The organism is Edaphosphingomonas laterariae (genome assembly GCF_900188165.1).
GTDB classification, from domain to species: domain Bacteria; phylum Pseudomonadota; class Alphaproteobacteria; order Sphingomonadales; family Sphingomonadaceae; genus Sphingomonas_E; species Sphingomonas_E laterariae.
In genome coordinates, this window is record NZ_FZOS01000007.1 from 155,679 (window position 1) to 172,971 (window position 17,293).

The following is a 17,293-nucleotide window of genomic DNA, read 5'->3' on the forward strand; positions in this document are numbered from 1 at the left end:
GATAGCCGATGACCGCTTATGTCGTGCTGATCAAGGAACGGACGAAGGATGCCGACGCGCTGGCGCGTTACGCCGAAAAGGCGGTCGCCGCGCGCGACGGCCATGCCATCACCCCGCTGGCGCTCTATGGCGCGTTCGCGCAACTGGAAGGCGACCCGGCCGAAGGCGCGGTGATCATTTCCTTCCCCACCATGGCCGATGCGCGCTCCTGGTATGACAGCCCGGCCTATCAGGAAGCGCTCACCCACCGGAAGGCGGGCGGCGAATATCGGGTGTTCATGGTCGAAGGCGTCGACGCGACGGCCGGGTAGGGCGGCTGTCCGGCGCGCGCGGGGCGCGACGGCCATTGCCAGACGCTATTATTCCGCGCCGTGGCCTTGGGCCAGATAATCGCGCGACTGCATTTCCATCAGGCGGCTGACGGTGCGTTCGAATTCGAAGGCGCCGTCGCCGCTGGGATAGAGGCTGGCCGGTTCGGCATCGGCCGTGGCGATCAGCTTGACCTTATGTTCGTAGAGCGCGTCGATCAGCGTCTTGAAGCGGGCGGCTTCGTTGCGCTTGTCGGGGCCGAGCACGGGGATGCCGACGATGATGACCGTGTGATAATTGCGCGCGATCGCCAGATAATCGGGGGCGCCGCGCGCTTCGGCGCAGAGCCGCTTGAACGAGAATACGGCGACGCCCTTCAGGCTTTTCGGCACGTGCATCGAACGGCCGCCATGAATGGCAAGCTCGGCGCTCGGCACATGGACCGAATCCTCGGGCGGGAAATCGGTCATGCGGAAGAAGGCGGCGCGGACGGCCTCGGTCGCCTCCGGCCCGTTGGGCACATACCAGGTGGGCGCGCCACCCAGGCGGGCCAGCCGGTAATCGGTCGGGCCGTCCAGCGTCAGCACGTCCATCCGCGCCTCGATCAGCGCGATGAAGGGCAGGAAATGTTCGCGGTTCAGGCCGTCCTTGTAGAGATCTTTCGGCGGACGGTTGGAGGTGGTGACGACGACGACGCCCGCATCGATCAGGCCGGTGAACAGGCGGCTCATGATCATCGCGTCGGCGGTGTTGTTGATCACCATCTCGTCAAAGGCGAGGAGCTTCGCTTCCTCCGCCAGCGCGGCGACCACGGGGGCGATCGGATCGCCCTTTTCCTTGGCGCGCTCGACGCGCAGGCGATCATGCACCTCGATCATGAATTCGTGGAAATGGACCCGGCGCTTGTGCGTCATCCGCACGCAATCGAAGAACAGGTCCATCAGCATGGACTTGCCCCGGCCGACGCTGCCCCAGATGTAGAGGCCGCGCGGGGGCGGGGGCGCCTTGCGCAGCATCCGCCACAGCACGCTGCCCTTTTCGGGCTGGACCGAAAGCTGTTCGGCCAGATCGTGCAGCCTTTCGATCGTGCGGGCCTGATCGGGATCGGGGCGCAACTGGCCGCTGGCAAGCAGGTCGGCGTAGCGATCCTTGACGGTGCTCATCGCTTGCCCGCCTTGCGCAGCGTGGCCGAAAAGGCGGCGACGGTGCCGTGCGACTGTTCGACAAGGCCGCGCACGAAGATCAGCCGCCCGGTTTCGCGCAGCACCTCGACCACGGCGTCGAGCGGTTCGGCGAGCGAGCCGGGGCTGAGGAACTGGGCGTTGCAATCGAGCGTGACGCCGTTGCCGGCGGCCTTGGCGCCGCAGGCTTCGGCCCCGGCGAACAGCGCGATATCGACAAAGCCGAGCAGCGCGCCGCCGTGGACGGCATCGAGCATGTTGGAATGGCGGCGTTCGGGAAACATCCGCACCCGCGCCTTTCCGTCCGCTTCGGGCCGCACCAGCACGCGGCCCAGCGTATCGAGGAAACGATCGCTATCGTGCAGTTCCCAGCGGTTCCAGCCCGGAAAATCCGGGTCTGGAGTGCTGGAAAAGACGGGTTCCATGGTCGCCGGCGCCTAGATCAATTCGTTTGTCCCGAGCGAAGTCGCGGGACGTGCCCGAGCGTAGACGAGGGCTTCTCGGCTTCGTTCGAAGGGTGTCTCGACTTCGCTCGACACAAACGGAGTGGGGTGAATCAACCTAGATCACCTCACTTTAGATCTGGCGCTCGACTTCCATCTTCTTGATCTCCGCGATCGCGCGCGCCGGGGACAGGCCCTTGGGGCACACGTTCGAGCAGTTCATGATGGTGTGGCAGCGATAGAGACGGAACGGATCCTCAAGTTCGTCCAGCCGTTCGCCGGTGAACTCGTCGCGGCTGTCGGCCAGCCAGCGATAGGCCTGCAGCAGGATCGCCGGGCCGAGGAACTTGTCGCTGTTCCACCAGTAGCTCGGGCACGAGGTGGAGCAGCAGGCGCACAGGATGCATTCGTAGAGGCCGTCGAGCTTGGCGCGGTCTTCCGGCGACTGCAGGCGCTCCTTGCCCGAGGGCGCCGGAGTGACGGTCTTCAGCCAGGGCTGGATCGACGCATACTGCGCGTAGAAGTGCGTGAAGTCCGGCACCAGATCCTTGATGACGTCCATGTGCGGCAGCGGGGTGATGCGCACCTCGCCCTTGCAGTCCTCGATCGCGGTGGTGCAGGCGAGGCCGTTCTTGCCGTTCATGTTCATCGAGCACGAACCGCAAATGCCTTCGCGGCACGACCGGCGGAAGGTGAGCGACGCGTCCTGCTCGTTCTTCATCTTGATCAGGGCGTCGAGCACCATCGGGCCGCAATTGTCGAGATCGATCTCGAACTTGTCGTAACGCGGATTTTCGCCCGAATCCGGATCGTAGCGATAGACCTTGAACGTCTTGACGTTGGTCGCGTCGGACGGGGCCTTGTGGACCTTGCCGCCGGACCGGATCTTGCTGTTCTTGGGAAGCGAGAATTCAGCCATCTATTTAGCTCCGCACCAATACGGTGACCAAAAGGGCGATCTGCAACGCGCCTATAGCCAGCACGAGTAATCTCGTTTGATTCGTACTTTCCACGAATTTTGCCGTCAAAGCATCAACACGTTCGTTCATCTTGTTTTCAAGCGCACCGAACGCGCGGGCGGTTTCTTCATCAGTTGGAAGGTTGCCCAACATATCTGCCAAACTCGAATTGGAAATGTCCTCCGAAGATGGCTTTTTTGACGATGCAAAGATGCGTTTCCAAACGTCTGACACGGCTTTTTGCCCCGCCTCGCTGGCAAGTACGTCAGCCGCTTTGGTGAGCACCACTGTTGGCCAAGCCATCTCAGTAAACCCGCGCCTTGGGCTTGATGTACTCAGCCTCGTCGGTGAGCGTGTAATCGTGCACCGGACGATAATCGAGCGTCACCTTGCCGCCCGAGCCGCCCCAGCCTTCGAACCACGAGATGGTGTGCTTCATCCAGTTCGCGTCGTCGCGATCGGGGAAGTCCTCGTGCGCGTGGGCGCCGCGCGATTCCTTGCGGTTGTTCGCGCTTTCCATGGTGCAGACGGCCTGCGCCATCAGGTTGTCGAGCTCCAGCGTCTCGATCAGATCGGTGTTCCAGATCAGCGAGCGATCGGTGAGGCCGACGTCCTGGAGGCGCTTGTTGACCTTCTGCATCTGTTCGACGCCTTCGGCCAGGAGTGCGCTGTCGCGGAACACCGCGGCGTGCTTCTGCATGGTGTGCTGCATGTCGAGGCGCACCTCGGCCGTGGGCGAGCCGCCCTTGGCGTTGCGATACTTGTCGACGCGGCCCAGCGCGAAATCGGCCGAATCCTTCGGCAGATCCTTGTGCGGCGAATTGGGCTTGATCGTTTCCTTCAGGTGCAGGCCGGTTGCGCGGCCGAACACGACGAGATCGATCAGCGAGTTGGAGCCGAGGCGGTTGGCGCCGTGGACCGACACGCAGGCCGCTTCACCCACCGCATAGAGGCCGGGCACGATCACTTCGGGATCGTCGCCAACCTTGGTCACCACCTGGCCATGATAGTTACAGGGGATGCCGCCCATATTGTAGTGGACGGTGGGGGTGACGGGCAGCGGCTGGCGGGTGAGATCGACGCCTGCGAAGATCTTGCCGCTTTCGGTGATGCCGGGCAGGCGTTCCGCCAGCACCGCCGGATCGATATGATCGAGGTGCAGGTAGATATGGTCGCCCTTGGGGCCGACGCCGCGACCTTCGCGCATCTCCATCGCCATCGACCGCGACACGACGTCGCGCGAGGCGAGGTCCTTCGCCGACGGGGCATAGCGTTCCATGAAACGCTCACCCTGCGAGTTGGTGAGGTAGCCGCCTTCGCCGCGCGCGCCTTCGGTGATGAGCACGCCAGCACCATAGATGCCGGTCGGGTGGAACTGCACGAATTCCAGATCCTGCAGCGGCAGGCCGGCGCGCAGCACCATGCCGCCGCCATCGCCCGTGCAGCTGTGCGCCGACGTTGCCGAGAAATAGGCGCGGCCATAGCCGCCCGTCGCGAGCACGACCGAATGGCTGCGGAAGCGGTGGATGCTGCCGTCTTCCATGCAGATCGCGATCACGCCGCGGCATTCGCCGTCGACCATGATCAGATCGATGGCGAAATATTCGATGAAGAAGTCCGCGTCATATTTCAGGCTCTGCTGATAGAGCGCGTGAAGCATGGCGTGGCCGGTGCGGTCGGCCGCGGCGCAGGTGCGCTGCACGGGCGGGCCGGCACCCATATTCTGCATGTGGCCGCCGAACGGACGCTGGTAGATCGTCCCGTTCTGGTTGCGGCTGAACGGCACGCCGGCATGTTCCAGCTCGTAAACCGCCGCCGGCGCTTCGCGCACCATATATTCGATGGCGTCCTGGTCGCCCAGCCAGTCCGACCCCTTGACGGTGTCGTACATGTGCCAGGTCCAGTGATCCGGGCTGTTGTTGCCCAGGCTGGCGGCGATGCCGCCCTGCGCCGCGACCGTGTGGCTGCGCGTCGGGAACACCTTGGTGATGCACGCCGTCTTCAGGCCGGCTTCGGCCGAACCCATGGTGGCGCGCAGGCCCGAGCCGCCAGCACCCACGACGACCGTGTCGTAGATGTGGTCGATGATCTTATAGGCTTCGGTCATCAGCCTTGAACTCCACCGAACGCGATCTTCAGGATCGAGAAGATCGCGAGCGCGGCCGCACCGACCGCATAGAAATTGAGGGCGAGGAGCGCCGCGACGCGCAGGCCGTCGTCATGCACATAATCCTCGATGAACACCTGCAGGCCGATGCGCAGATGCCAGAACACCGAAATGGTGAGCAGCACCAGCGCCACCGCCACGAAGGGCGACGACAGCCAGGTCGTGACCGTCACATAATCGAGCACCGGCAGCCGGAAGATCGACACGACGAACCAGAGGACGAGGATAAGGTTGCCCGCGGCCGTCAGCCGCTGATGCCACCAGTGAAGCGACCCGTGCTTTGCGGATCCATAGCCGCGGACGCGGCCGATGCCGGTTCCCGTTCCCATCAGCCCCTCGCGAAACAGATATAGGCCCAGATCAGGGCGGTGACGGCGACGGACCCGACGATCGTCAGGATCGCGCCGATGCGGTTGGACTTCAGCTCATAACCCGCGCCCGTATCGAGCACGAAATGGCGAAGCCCGGAGAAAAGATGCTGGAAGAAGCTCCAGGTGAGGCCGATCGCGACGATCTTGGCCAGCACGTTGACGGCGAAACCCAGCGTGTCGCCTTCGGCGGCTTCCACTGCATAATAGCGGAAGGATTCATAATAATCCGGGCCGCTGGCCGCAGCAGCCAGCCACCAGGTGAAGAGAACGCCCCCGCCGATGGCGAGCGCGGTGCCCGTCGCACGATGCAGGATCGAAACCAGCATGTGCGGGCCCCACCGCCATATCGTGAGATGCGGGGAAAGCGGGCGTGCGGCGTTACGAGACATGGAAGTCCCCCTAATCGATAGTCGCGGTCCCTTTAGCCGAACCTCGCCGTCTTGCAACCTTGTGGGGCCGATGCCGCGCTAATAACCCCCCATTTACCAACGGCCGGCTAAGCTCCTGCGTGAAATCCGCGCGTTGCGTGCAGGGGAGAGAATGGTGAGCGGCTATTTTACGCAGCAGACACCCGCCGAGGTCCATATTCCGATGCCGGAAGAAGATGTTGCGCAACGGCTGGCGCTTTATAATCGCGATGGCCGGCTGGAAGCCGATCTGCGCTTCCTGTGGGAACATGCCGCGCCGCTGATCCGCCAGGCGAGTACGCAATATTGGGAAGCCACCGATTTCGGTGGCAGCGACGGTACCGATCGCTTCATCGATTTCATCGAACAGAAATATACGATGCCGTTGGATGCCGCCTGGGTGCGCCATGCCGCCCAGCCGGCGCGCGAAATCTATCACCTGCACATTCCGCTGCCGACGGTGGTGGAAGGGCTGATCACCTTTGCGGAGATCGCCAGCGAGATCTTCCGCACGGAGATCGAGGATGCCGAGGTGCGCCGCCGCGCGATCTACATCATGCACCGCATGTCGTGCATCGAGGCGGAGATCATCGTCGCGCAGATCACCCATCTCGAACGGCATGCCGCGCTGATCCAGCGCGCGGATGCCAGCAGCCGCTTCCAGGGCACGGTTGTCACCATCCTTGAAGATACCGTCGCCAATGCGCGCGACCTGAAGAGCAAGACGGTCGAAACCTCGGTCGCGGCGCGCGGCATGCTGGGCAAGGCATCCGAAGTGGCGGCGGCGGCCGAACAGTCGGCGACCGCGATGCGCGAGGCGGCGCATACGGCGGCGGGGCTGATCCGCGCGATCGAGGAAGCGCGCGGGGAGGTCGAATCGGCGGCCGCCGTGGCGACCCGCGCGGCCGCGCAGTCGGCCGAGGCGGTGATGGTGACGGAGGCGCTGTCCGATCATGCCAAGGCGATCGAATCGATCCTCGGCCTGATCCGTGACATTGCCGGCCAGACCAACCTGCTGGCGCTCAACGCGACGATCGAGGCGGCGCGCGCGGGTGACGCCGGGCGCGGCTTCGCCGTGGTGGCGCAGGAGGTGAAGAGCCTCGCCAGTCAGACCGCGCGGGCGACCGACGATATCGCCGCGAAGATCGCCGCGATCCAGGCCGCGACCGACCAGACATTGCAGGCCAATGGCTCGATCCGCGACACGGTGGGCGAGGTGCAGACATCGGCCCGGCGGATCCAGCAGGCGATGGAGGTGCAGGCGCAGACCGTCACCTCGATCACCGCCGCCGTCGATGAAACCGCGCTCGCCGCCGATTCGATGTCGGGCACGATCGCGGCGATCCGTTCGGACACCGTGGCCGTGGCGGGCGAGATCGATCGCCTTGAAACCGGGTTCCAGGCGGTTGATTCCCGGCTTACCGATCTCGAGGTCGCGACCAGCGAGTTCGTTTCCCGTATCGCTGCCTGAGCCGACCATCGATGAACGCTGTTTCGAACCCGCGCCGCGACTGGGCGGCGCCCGCGCGCGAATATCGCATCCTGCTCGCCGAACGCCTGCCCGATTTTGATCGGGACGGCACCCTCGGCCGCGACGCCCGCGAGGTGTGGTCGCTGCTCGAAGGGCATGAGCGCGAGATTTCCGACACTTTCTGGGAACATTATCGTCTTTCGGCCGACGTGGCCGTGCGCTGGGCGCCCGATCAGGTGAAGCGGGCGATGGCCCGCAGCGTCGATTATGTGCGCCGGAAATATTCGGCGGCCACCGACCAGCAATGGGTCGATATGGCGCGCGACCACGCCTGGTCCGCCCATGCCGGGGGGATTCCGCTGACGACGGTGCTGGCCGCGCTGTCGGCGGCGCACCGCCGGACAAGCCAGCTATTGTTCGCCGCCTTGGGCGACGACCTGCCGCGTTATGCGCGGCTGTGCGACGTGGTGATGCGCCTCGCCGTGCTGGAGGCGGAGGTGATGACCGCGCTGGTCAACGCGATTCGCGAGCGCGAGCAGGCGGACGGCCGCAATGCCGGCGCCACCTTGTTTCGTGAACAGATCGGTTCGGAGGTGGACACCGCGTCGACCGAGGGCGAGCGCCTTCGCGTCAGCGCGTCTGAAGCAACGCACACCGTGCGCGGCATGCTGGGCAAGGCGGCGGAAGTGGTTTCCGCGTCCGAGCAATCGGCGATGGCGATGCGCGAGGCGGCGCATACGGCAGCGGGGCTGATCCGCGCGATCGAGGAAGCGCGTGGCGAGGTCGAATCGGCGGCCGCCGTGGCGACCCGCGCGGCCGCGCAGTCGGCCGAGGCGGTGATGGTAACGGAGGCGCTGTCCGATCATGCCAAGGCGATCGAATCGATCCTTGGCCTGATCCGCGACATTGCCGGGCAGACCAACCTGCTGGCGCTCAACGCGACGATCGAGGCGGCGCGCGCGGGTGACGCCGGGCGCGGCTTCGCCGTGGTGGCGCAGGAGGTGAAGAGCCTCGCCAGCCAGACCGCGCGGGCGACCGACGATATCGCTGCGAAGATCGCCGCGATCCAGGCGGCGACCGACCAGACATTGCAGGCCAATGGCTCGATCCGCGACACGGTGGGCGAGGTGCAGACATCGGCCCGGCGGATCCAGCAGGCGATGGAGGTGCAGGCGCAGACCGTCACCTCGATCACCGCCGCCGTCGACGAAACCGCGCTCGCCGCCGAAAGCTCGGCCCGGACGATGGCGTTGATCCATGGCGACACCGAAGCCGTGGCGCAGCAGATCGAACGGCTGGAAAACGGGCTGAAGGCTGCGGACAGCCGTCTGTCCGGCCTTGCCCGCGCGGCGGGCGAGTTCGTGACGCGGATCCACGCCTGAGCCCCGCGCAACGGCATTCCCGCCGCTAAACGCTTTTCACATGGCCCGCCGCCGCCTATCGGCGGGTCCATGTCGCTTCACCTTCTTCTGACCGGCGCGAGCCGGGGCATCGGCCGCGCCATCGGCGCGCGGCTCGAGCGTGAGGCAGGCGTGCGCCTTGTCGGGCAGGCGACGGCCGCCAGCGGCGATCTGATCGCGGCGGACTTTGCCAGCCCCGGCGCTGCCCCCGCGCTCTGGGCCGAGGCGCTCGACCGCCTGGACGGACGGATCGACATAGTGATCAACAATGCCGGTGTGTTCGAAGCCGCGCCGATCGACCTGGCGGACGGTGACTGGGCGGCGGCCTGGGCACGCACGCTGCAGATCAATCTCGTCGCGGCGGCTGAACTGTGCCGTCTGGCGGTCCGCCACTGGCAGGATCGCGGCAGCGGCGGACGGATCATCAACGTCGCCAGCCGGGCCGCGCATCGCGGCGACAGCGCCGATCACTGGCATTATGCCGCCTCCAAGGCGGGATTGCTCGGGATGACGAAGTCGATCGCCCGCGCTTATGCCGCCGATGGCATATGGGCCTTTGCCGTGTGCCCCGGTTTCACGATGACCGATGCCGTCGGCGATACGCTCTCCGGCCCCGGCGGGCAGCGCCTGCTCGCCGATATTCCGCTCGGCCGTGCCGCCTTGCCCGATGAGGTGGCGGAAGCGGTCCGTTTTCTCGCGCTCGATGCGCCGCCTTCGATGACGGGCGCCGTCATCGACATCAATGGAGCCAGTTATGTCCGCTAGGGCCCCCCGCAGCCGCACGACCAAGGAGCCCAAGGGCGATGGCGTCACCGGCTTCCCCTTCGATGCTCCGCGCGAAGGCAGCTGGAAACTGACCTTGCCGTGCACCAAGATCGAGGGCGAGCAGCTGGCTGAAGACGTGCCGGCGCTCCTGTCGTTCGATCCGCCGCCGACGCTGATGACCAGCGAGCCCGATCCCGACCGGCCGGACGACTGGCAACTCGACGCCTATTTCGAAACCCGGCCCGACGATGCCGCGATCGCGCTGATCCGGGGCCTGGTGCCCAGCGCGGCGAATGTCGAACCGCTGCTCGAGCATATCGACGAGCAGGATTGGGTGACGCTGTCGCAGGCGGGGCTGGAACCGATCCGCGCGGGCCGCTTCTATGTCCGCACGCCCGCCTCCGCCGAAACCCCGCCCGCCGGGATGACGGTGTTCACCATCGAGGCGGGGCGCGCCTTTGGCACCGGCCACCACGAAACCACCACTGGCTGCCTGGAGATGATCGACCGGCTGAAGCGCAACGGCCGTCGCTTCACCGATGTCGCCGATGTCGGCACGGGCACGGGCCTGCTGGCCTTTGCCGCGCGTTCGGTGTGGCCGGCGGCACGCGTCGTCGCCTCCGATATCGATCCGGTCGCGATCGAGGTGACGGCCGAAAACGCCGTCGTGAACGGCATAGCGGCGGGCGAGGGGATTCGTGCACGCGGCCATGGGCGGCTCGAACTGGTGACGGCGCCGGGTCTCGCCCACAGCCGGCTGCGCGCGCGCGCGCCTTATGATCTCATCATCGCCAACATCCTGGCCGGGCCGTTGATCGAGCTCGCCCCCGTGCTGGCCGGCGCGCTGATGCCCGGTGGTTCGCTGATTCTGGCTGGTCTGCTCGACACGCAGGCAGATCGCGTCGCCGCCGCCTATCGCCGGCAGGGCATGCGCCTCGCCGACAGCATCGTGCGCGGCGACTGGCCGACCCTGCGGCTCGTCAAGCGCCGCCGCTGACCCGGCGGGCCATATGTTGCCGGTGACCGCCCGCGCGTTCTGCGTGGGCGCCGGCGGAAACCGTGCGGTGAGACGTACGGTGGGAGTTGTGCTCGCGCCACCGGTCGGCTAGCAGCGCAGCGTCGGGGAGTAGCGCAGCCTGGTAGCGCATCTGCTTTGGGAGCAGAGGGTCGCAGGTTCGAATCCTGTCTCCCCGACCATTTTCGGCCGCGATGCCGTTCCGCGAGCTTGTGGCTTCGCACCCCTAAAATTCCGACCGCCAATATGCCGCCGGGCGTCCTTGCGTGCGCCGCAGGGAAGGGCTGATGTCCATTATCCGGCTGTCTGATCAGCGCGCCCGGGCGTGGGTCATGGTGCCGAAAGATCGGCAACATAATCCACGCATTTCCGGTGCTTGCGCATGCATCTTCCCATTGGGGAAGAATGGTGCCAGAAGAGGAAATCAGCTGGACGCCTAAGCTGCTGACTCCGAAGCGCGATTTTCATCGTCTTCTCGCCGAAAGACACATTAGCAGACACAGGGGCTGCCGCAAGCTTCATACTTAGGAACGTCACAGCGAAAAACCATTGGCTTCGCAGCCAGATCGTAAGCACGTGAGTAAGCTATAATTCGACCGGTTAAGCCGTACCAGCTCATGGTAATATGAGGCATGGAGATGTGATTTATGCCGCATGACTTGGAACTGGCAACAATGCCTCACAGGCGACACGATGTGTACGGCCCACTGAAAAATGCTGGACCGGTATAATGAGCCTTCGCTTTTCCGAGGCCGGGCCGGAATTTCCAGAACAGCTGGTCGACGCTCTTCTGACCGGAGATGTCGTCTTCCTGTGCGGTGCTGGGGTGAGCGCACCGCAATTGCCCGGGTTCGGCGCGCTCGTGACGCGCTGCTTTGCCAGTCTCAACGTCGATATGAGCGCGTCGGAGCAATTATCGTTCGATGAGAACCGGTTTGAGGAAGCGCTAGGGTCGCTCAGCCGCCGGATCGTCAATCCGACCGACATGACTCGCGCAGTCGTGGGGGAGTTGCAGCCACCCGTCGATGCGGATCTCTCGCATCATCGCACCATCCTGCGGCTGTCACGTGATCTCGAAAACCGTCCTGCAATCGTGACCACCAACTTCGACACATTGATCGAACGCGCTCTGCGCGAGACCGAGGAAGTCGAGCAGGTCCGCACCTTCAGCTTCGCCGGGCAGGATCTGCCGCCGCCAGGCAGCGCCGGATTTGGCGGGATCATCCATATCCATGGTCGGATCGCAGACGCGGACCTCGGCTTGGATGAAACGCCGCTGGTCGTAACCAGCGCCGATTATGGCGATGCCTATATGCGATCAGGCTGGGCGTCGCGATTCCTGTTCGACCTATGCCGAACCAAAACCATCGTTCTGGTCGGCTATAGCGCCGGTGACGCGCCGGTCCGATATTTCCTGAACGTCCTCGAAGCGGATCGGCAGCGCTTTCCTGATCTGCGCCCGGTCTATGCGATCGACGCTGTGGTGACGCGCGACTTGGCGGATGTCCGCTGGGCGGCGCTTGCGGTCGACCCGATCGTCTATGAATACCAGCTCGATGGGGCTGGCAATCCGACCAGCCATGCCGCCCTGTGGCCGGACCTTGAGAAACTGGCGGATCTCGTCGAGCGACCGCGGGCGACGCGGCGCGATTGGGCGCGGGCGATCCTCGCAAAGCCCTTCGCCGACGCTGATGCCGCGGAACTCGATCACGCCGCATGGCTGTTCAGCGGCCGTCGAGATCTGTGGTCGCTTGCGATCCCGACCATTATCGACGGAGACTGGTTCGACTTTTTTGCCGACCGAAAACTATGGACTGAGCGCGACGCATCCTGGATCGTTGCTGCTTGGCTTGTCAGGGATCTTTCGTCGCCAGACCGTTTCCGGCGAGCCGTCGAATGGCTTGAGAAACTCGGCAAGTCCTTTGCCGACGAACTCGCTCGGCGCATCAGGCAAGTGAAGGATGCGCCGGTCCTGTGGCTCCGCCTCTGGCGTCTTCTCACGATCAGCCGCCCGGATCGCGGCGACCATTGGGAAGATCGCGCCTATACGCTGATGGAGGTGCTTAAAGGTCCTGTCGTGCTGCACGCCGACCTCGAACGGGCAGTGAGCCTGCTGACCCCCGCGCTCGAACTGCGGTCCGGCAGATCTTTCTTCGATGACGAACCTGTCGTCGATCCCCCGCGGCGACTTTCTGACCTCGCCTGGCCGCGGCTGACGCTTTCGGACCGCGGTGGTGCATCGGATCTTGTCGCCGCGTTGGTGGCTGTGCCGCAGCCGCTGGTCCTGCTCGAGATCGCCAGCGCGAGGCTGCGTGCGACAGTTGGGCTTTCGCTCGATATCGGTACGATCGAGGGAGATTATGACGGCAATGATGGGGCGGTGCCGTCGGTCGAACCACATGGTCAAAATGAGCATCATGACGGGCCGATCTTCTTGGTCGAGTTGCTCGCACGATTGCTTGAGCCGGCGGCCGTCACGAACCGCGATGCGGTCCGTGCGCAAGCTTCGGCGTGGAAGGCCATGCCCGGTATCCTTGGGACGCGGCTCTGGCTGCACAGCTTGCGTCTGGCGGACCTGTTCGACGCCGACGAAGCGTTCGCCGGACTCTCGGGCCTTTCGCGCGATATCTTCTGGGCGGTGCGACGGGAGCTCGCACTCGTGTTGCGTGACCGCGCTGGGGATGCGCGCGCCGACCTGGTTGCGGCTGTCGAACAGCGCATCCTAACGGAGGGGCCGGCTTACTATGACCGATATGCAATCGAGGACGGCCAGGCGGACTGGCGGAGCCATGCCCTCGACGCGGAGGTATGGCTGCGGCTCAACATGCTCGAACAGGCAGGAAGACTGACGGCCGAAGGTACGGCCGAGCTTGCCGCCATCAAGGCGCGACGGGTCTACTTGGCGCGTGGTGTCGAGGACCACGACTTTTTTGGATCCTATTCGACTGGTGTGCATATGGTGGTCGGCGACGCGCAGCCGATCATCGATGCCGCGGAAGGCGAGCGGTTGCAGGTGGCGCGCGAAGTGCTCGGCAGCCATGACATCGAAAAACAGCAAGGCTGGAGCGCATTTTGCCGCACCAACCCGAGGGGCGCGCTCGACACGCTCAAGGGTGCGCCGCTCGACGATGCCAATGCGCCGTTATGGCGAGACCTGATTGGTGCGCTGTCTTTTCCGGAAGGCGAGAAGGATCCCGACCGCCGACCGCTTGTCGTCGAACTGTTTGGCGTCCTCGAACCGGCGGAAGCACCGTTTCTGACGCTGGTCGCGGATCGACTTGCCGATCTCTACTGGTCCTCACCGCGCCAAGCGGAACCCGCCATCGCCTCCTGGTGGCAAAGGCTGTTCACAGCAGCTGTGGCGCGTGACACCGAGCCCCTCGATTTCACGCGCGATCTCTATGCCGACCTGATCAACACACCGGGCGGGCGCCTGACCCAGGCAGCGCTCATTGACATCGAGGCCCGGCGCAAGGCGAATGAGCCGATCGGTCCCGAGCTGCTGGAAGCGCTCGATGCGGCTGTGACGGCGCCGGGCCGTCAGGGCGCCATGGCGAGAGGCGCACTGGTGTTCGCGGCGGGATTTGTGCTGACTATTGAGGGGCAGACCGTCACGCCGTTACTCGAGGCCGCGCTGGCGGGTGACGGCGACGAGGCAGTTGCGTTACGCCGGGTTCTCGTCACCGATTCACGCCTTTCATCGGTCGCCTCCCGGACCTTCAGCGCGGCTGTCCTGCGCGGCGTCGGCGAGCTGACCGGTCGTGGCCATGATCTCACCAACGCCGCTGCCAAGATCATCGCGCCGGCGCTTTCGATTCTGCGCGGCGAACAGACCGAGGCAGACTGGGGCATGGGCATCGCGGACGCTGCCAAGGCGCTCCGCGCCGGGCCATTGGCTTTGCGCAGCGGCGTGGCCGAACTGGTGAAGCAATGGATCCATCAGATCGATGAGGATCGCGCGGTCGCCTGGCGGACGGGAATAGGTCCGCTCCTGCTCGCAATCTGGCCGCGTGAGCGCAGCTTTCGCGAACGGGAGTTCAGCCGGCACTTCGCTGATCTGGCCGTGGAGAGCGGAGACGCCTTTCCAGAAGCGCTCGAGCAGCTCCTACCGCATATGACGCTCCTAGAAGGGCACGGCGGCACCTACGCGATCGAACGGTCCGGGGTACCCGAGAAGTTCGCCCGTGAGACGCTCATCCTGTTGTGGAAGCTGTTCGGCCCGGGCACGACCAGCGACCTGTATGGCGTGCCAAAGATCCTCGATCGCCTGATTGAATCGCTCTCGGCGATCGAACTGGACCGCCGGCTGCAATGGCTCGACCAGAAAGCCACCCGGTATGAGTGATCCGGAACCGACCCGGACAACCTTCGAAAATGTCGACCCGACGTTGTCGCTCGACGATCAGAAGCGGTTGGTCGTGGATTCGGGCCGCAGACGGCATCTGAGCTGGGGCATGGATTTCGACAGCCGGGCGCTTTCACTCGACCCCCACATTCCCGATCATTGGGAAGAACAGGTGAAGGAACTTCACCGGCAGAACCTGCAAGCGGCGCGCGTCGGCATGATCGAGGAATTCGGTGAGCGCGGCATCGATGCCAAGATCGATAATTTCGTGGCGATCGGGGTCAAGCCATTCTCGGTACTCGCGCATCACAACGCACTGTTTCATCAGGTCCGGCAGGCCTTTGTGATCGGCGCTTACTATCCGGCGCTGGTTGGGGCATGCGCGCTTGGCGAGCGCATCCTCAATCACCTGATGCTGGACATGCGCGGCCACTTCACAGCGACGCCGGAATACAAGAAGGTCTATCGAAAGGATTCCTTCGATGATTGGCGTTTGCCGATCGACACCCTCGAAGCGTGGGGCATTCTGCTACCAGATGCTGTCGTCGAATACCGCGCCCTGATGGGATTGCGTCACCGATCGATACATTTCAACCCGGAGACAACGAACGCCCTGCGAGAAGAAGCACTGGCCGCAATCATCCATGTGCGCAAGATCATCGAACAGCAGTTCGCGAGTCATGCCCTCCGACCCTGGTTCATAGCCAATACGCTCGGTCATGCCTTCATCCGCAAGGACTATGAAAGCCACCCCTACGTTCGCGCGTACTTCCTTCCCAATTGCCCGTTTGTTGGGCCGCTATTTGGCATGGCTCCTGGAAAAGGTGGATGGGAATTTTTCGACCTAGCCGATTACGGCGATGGTGACTGGACGGACGATGAATTCGCGGCCGCGTATAATGATCGGGATCCTGCGCTGGTTGCCGGACCACCGGGCTAGTCCCGAGGCAGACATGATAACGGCGCGGCAAGCTGGGGAGCGGTTGATCGGGCTTCTGGCAGGTGATGACAGGATGCCACTTAAAGCTCGTCGTCACCAAGATCCTTTAGCCGGCCAAACCATGGAAGGAGGCTGCCCAGCGCTTCCTGAAACGGATAGTCCTTGGGTTCGGTTTTCGCGAACTGCACGTCCTGATGAAGGCTGGAGAAGATCCAGCCGACTCTCTCCCCCGACGCGATCTCGACCGTTGCCAGCAGCGATGCCTCGGTCGCGGTTCGCAGCACGTCCTCGAGCTCGGAGATTGTGCAGAATGCGACGGGCAGGCGATCCTCCAGGGAAATGGCATGGGCACTGGCATCGGCGAGTACATGGGCACGCTCAATGATCTGGGGAATTATGGTCGAGCGTCCGGCGAACCATTCATCGAGTGTAAGGATCAAAAGCCTGACGTCATCCGCCACGCGCATCGAAGCTAAGCCGAGCCGGCTGTGTGCGTAAAATCGCCAAAGCTGCATTACGCCCTTGGCGATCTCCTCATATCCACGATCTTCGCCAGGTGCTTCACCGAAGCGGGCGGCAACGCTCATCCGCGATGCTTTGCACTCAATCGCCAGTGAAACAGCGCCGCACTGATCACGCATGAGAATGTCCGGGGTAGCGATCGGTCCCAAGGGCGTGCGATAACTTGACTCCGGGTCAAATTGGACCGCTGGCAACATCTGGGTCAGCAGATCAAGCGCATAGCTCTCAAACTTTCGGCCGACCTCATCTCGAACGGCTCCGCCACCTCCCACGACATCGTAAAACAGTCCGTTGGTTACCCTGTCCATGATCAGGTCCGGCAACGGGGCCATCATCGTTCGCGCGCGATGGCCGACAAGGAGACAGGGATGTTGCCTGAGGATGCTGGGCTTATAGGCGGTCGCGAGGTCCATCGCGCGAAGGTCCGCTGCGTGGGTCCGTGCGACACTGATAGGTCGGGAAATACGCGCGAGCGTCTGCTCCAAGGTGTTTCGGGTGATCCCCCATTCGTGGATCAGGTCCATGTCAGTGGCCGGACGAATGCCGGGCTCCGGATAAAGGACCGAAAGGAGCGAGAACCCCACAAGGGTCATATCGGAGGGGGTAAGATTGGCGGCTTGCTGTAGATAGGCGGCGCACTCGCCCTGCCCATAGATAAACGCGCTCCGATAAAGAGGCGGCAGCCCGACATAACCCCGCTGCCACGGGAACTGTCGAGCACCGATCCTGCCGAGTTCGACCAAGATATTTACATCCTCGCGACGGGCGAGATACTCCGCTCCTTCCATCGAGCGCAGCAGATTGACAAGATCGCCGATCGCGTTCCAGTCTCGACAATCGAAGGTTTGAAAAGTGCTCTTGGGGATCGTGAGGAGTTCGTTCGCAAGCGTCTCGAGCTCCCACGTGTTGATTTCCACTGAGAGCTGACCCGGGAAGGGCCGATATTTCCACTGAGAAGTGACCCATGTTGAACTCACCCCTCCGGCTTGGCGAGCGGG

The 17,293-nt window shown here is 64.1% G+C and carries 15 protein-coding genes and 1 tRNA gene; 8 read left to right on the forward strand and 8 right to left on the reverse strand.

All coding sequences use genetic code 11. From position 1 onward, the window contains the following. Nucleotides 1-8: 8 nt before the first annotated feature. Nucleotides 9-311 carry a DUF1330 domain-containing protein gene (locus CHB74_RS08890; protein WP_089219271.1) on the forward strand — a complete coding sequence of 101 codons (303 nt, stop codon included), beginning with the start codon at nucleotides 9-11 and terminating at the stop codon, nucleotides 309-311. Between the two features lie 48 nt (nucleotides 312-359). Here CHB74_RS08890 and zapE read toward each other — a convergent pair whose 3' ends face one another. From zapE to sdhC, 7 genes are all read right to left on the reverse strand, one after another. Then, the gene (gene zapE / locus CHB74_RS08895; RefSeq protein ID WP_089219272.1) at nucleotides 360-1,472 is read right to left on the reverse strand and encodes a cell division protein ZapE; all 1,113 of its coding nucleotides are present in this window, start codon (nucleotides 1,470-1,472) and stop codon (nucleotides 360-362) included. Further along, nucleotides 1,469-1,915, reverse strand: a complete 447-nt coding sequence (locus CHB74_RS08900; RefSeq protein ID WP_089219273.1) for a PaaI family thioesterase — start codon at nucleotides 1,913-1,915, stop codon at nucleotides 1,469-1,471. The genes zapE and CHB74_RS08900 overlap by 4 nt, the downstream gene beginning before the upstream one ends. Before the next feature lie 151 nt (nucleotides 1,916-2,066). Continuing rightward, complete coding sequence (locus CHB74_RS08905; protein WP_089219274.1) at nucleotides 2,067-2,852, reverse strand: succinate dehydrogenase iron-sulfur subunit; 786 nt, start codon at nucleotides 2,850-2,852, stop codon at nucleotides 2,067-2,069. Between the two features lie 4 nt (nucleotides 2,853-2,856). Continuing rightward, on the reverse strand, nucleotides 2,857-3,180 hold the full coding sequence (locus tag CHB74_RS21595) for a hypothetical protein (RefSeq protein WP_144033757.1): 324 nt from the start codon (nucleotides 3,178-3,180) through the stop codon (nucleotides 2,857-2,859). Between the two features lie 16 nt (nucleotides 3,181-3,196). After that, nucleotides 3,197-4,999 carry a succinate dehydrogenase flavoprotein subunit gene (sdhA, locus tag CHB74_RS08915; RefSeq protein ID WP_089219276.1) on the reverse strand — a complete coding sequence of 601 codons (1,803 nt, stop codon included), beginning with the start codon at nucleotides 4,997-4,999 and terminating at the stop codon, nucleotides 3,197-3,199. After that, a complete protein-coding gene (sdhD, locus tag CHB74_RS08920; RefSeq protein ID WP_089219277.1) occupies nucleotides 4,999-5,388 on the reverse strand; it encodes a succinate dehydrogenase, hydrophobic membrane anchor protein in 390 nt (129 codons plus the stop codon). The genes sdhA and sdhD overlap by 1 nt, the downstream gene beginning before the upstream one ends. Continuing rightward, nucleotides 5,388-5,819, reverse strand: coding sequence for a succinate dehydrogenase, cytochrome b556 subunit (gene sdhC / locus CHB74_RS08925; RefSeq protein ID WP_089219278.1), 432 nt, complete (start codon nucleotides 5,817-5,819; stop codon nucleotides 5,388-5,390). The genes sdhD and sdhC overlap by 1 nt, the downstream gene beginning before the upstream one ends. Nucleotides 5,820-5,970: 151 nt before the next feature. On the opposite strand from sdhC, the gene CHB74_RS08930 reads away from it, so the two are divergent. The 7 genes from CHB74_RS08930 to CHB74_RS08960 all read left to right on the forward strand — a co-directional run bounded on the left by CHB74_RS08930 (nucleotide 5,971) and on the right by CHB74_RS08960 (nucleotide 15,773). Next, nucleotides 5,971-7,308, forward strand: a complete 1,338-nt coding sequence (locus CHB74_RS08930) for a methyl-accepting chemotaxis protein (protein WP_089219279.1) — start codon at nucleotides 5,971-5,973, stop codon at nucleotides 7,306-7,308. Nucleotides 7,309-7,319: 11 nt separating this feature from the next. After that, nucleotides 7,320-8,690, forward strand: coding sequence for a methyl-accepting chemotaxis protein (locus CHB74_RS22625; protein WP_089219280.1), 1,371 nt, complete (start codon nucleotides 7,320-7,322; stop codon nucleotides 8,688-8,690). Between the two features lie 69 nt (nucleotides 8,691-8,759). Next, nucleotides 8,760-9,473 (forward strand): SDR family NAD(P)-dependent oxidoreductase, encoded by a 714-nt coding sequence (locus tag CHB74_RS08940; protein ID WP_089219281.1) that lies wholly within the window; start codon nucleotides 8,760-8,762, stop codon nucleotides 9,471-9,473. Continuing rightward, nucleotides 9,463-10,470 (forward strand): 50S ribosomal protein L11 methyltransferase, encoded by a 1,008-nt coding sequence (locus CHB74_RS08945; RefSeq protein ID WP_089219282.1) that lies wholly within the window; start codon nucleotides 9,463-9,465, stop codon nucleotides 10,468-10,470. The genes CHB74_RS08940 and CHB74_RS08945 overlap by 11 nt, the downstream gene beginning before the upstream one ends. A gap of 123 nt (nucleotides 10,471-10,593) precedes the next feature. Then, a tRNA-Pro gene (locus CHB74_RS08950) sits at nucleotides 10,594-10,670 on the forward strand. A 548-nt stretch (nucleotides 10,671-11,218) separates the two neighbouring features. Continuing rightward, the gene (locus tag CHB74_RS08955; RefSeq protein WP_089219283.1) at nucleotides 11,219-14,833 is read left to right on the forward strand and encodes an SIR2 family protein; all 3,615 of its coding nucleotides are present in this window, start codon (nucleotides 11,219-11,221) and stop codon (nucleotides 14,831-14,833) included. Then, complete coding sequence (locus CHB74_RS08960) at nucleotides 14,826-15,773, forward strand: hypothetical protein (RefSeq protein WP_089219284.1); 948 nt, start codon at nucleotides 14,826-14,828, stop codon at nucleotides 15,771-15,773. Before CHB74_RS08955 ends, CHB74_RS08960 begins: the two co-directional genes overlap by 8 nt. Before the next feature lie 80 nt (nucleotides 15,774-15,853). Here the strand turns inward: CHB74_RS08960 and CHB74_RS08965 are convergent. Beyond that, a partial coding sequence (locus CHB74_RS08965) for a hypothetical protein (RefSeq protein WP_218821410.1) occupies nucleotides 15,854-17,293 on the reverse strand: 1,440 nt, incomplete at its 5' end.

Bases quoted from the DNA above. Each gene is read 5' to 3' on its own strand.
- sdhD (WP_089219277.1), bottom strand. From the start codon at position 5,388: ATGGGAACGGGAACCGGCATCGGCCGCGTCCGCGGCTATGGATCCGCA.
- sdhA (WP_089219276.1), bottom strand. From the start codon at position 4,999: ATGACCGAAGCCTATAAGATCATCGACCACATCTACGACACGGTCGTC.
- CHB74_RS08940 (WP_089219281.1), top strand. From the start codon at position 8,760: ATGTCGCTTCACCTTCTTCTGACCGGCGCGAGCCGGGGCATCGGCCGC.
- CHB74_RS08955 (WP_089219283.1), top strand. From the start codon at position 11,219: ATGAGCCTTCGCTTTTCCGAGGCCGGGCCGGAATTTCCAGAACAGCTG.
- CHB74_RS08900 (WP_089219273.1), bottom strand. From the start codon at position 1,915: ATGGAACCCGTCTTTTCCAGCACTCCAGACCCGGATTTTCCGGGCTGG.
- CHB74_RS22625 (WP_089219280.1), top strand. From the start codon at position 7,320: ATGAACGCTGTTTCGAACCCGCGCCGCGACTGGGCGGCGCCCGCGCGC.
- CHB74_RS08905 (WP_089219274.1), bottom strand. From the start codon at position 2,852: ATGGCTGAATTCTCGCTTCCCAAGAACAGCAAGATCCGGTCCGGCGGC.
- CHB74_RS08930 (WP_089219279.1), top strand. From the start codon at position 5,971: ATGGTGAGCGGCTATTTTACGCAGCAGACACCCGCCGAGGTCCATATT.
- CHB74_RS08960 (WP_089219284.1), top strand. From the start codon at position 14,826: ATGAGTGATCCGGAACCGACCCGGACAACCTTCGAAAATGTCGACCCG.
- CHB74_RS08945 (WP_089219282.1), top strand. From the start codon at position 9,463: ATGTCCGCTAGGGCCCCCCGCAGCCGCACGACCAAGGAGCCCAAGGGC.
- sdhC (WP_089219278.1), bottom strand. From the start codon at position 5,819: ATGTCTCGTAACGCCGCACGCCCGCTTTCCCCGCATCTCACGATATGG.
- CHB74_RS08890 (WP_089219271.1), top strand. From the start codon at position 9: ATGACCGCTTATGTCGTGCTGATCAAGGAACGGACGAAGGATGCCGAC.
- zapE (WP_089219272.1), bottom strand. From the start codon at position 1,472: ATGAGCACCGTCAAGGATCGCTACGCCGACCTGCTTGCCAGCGGCCAG.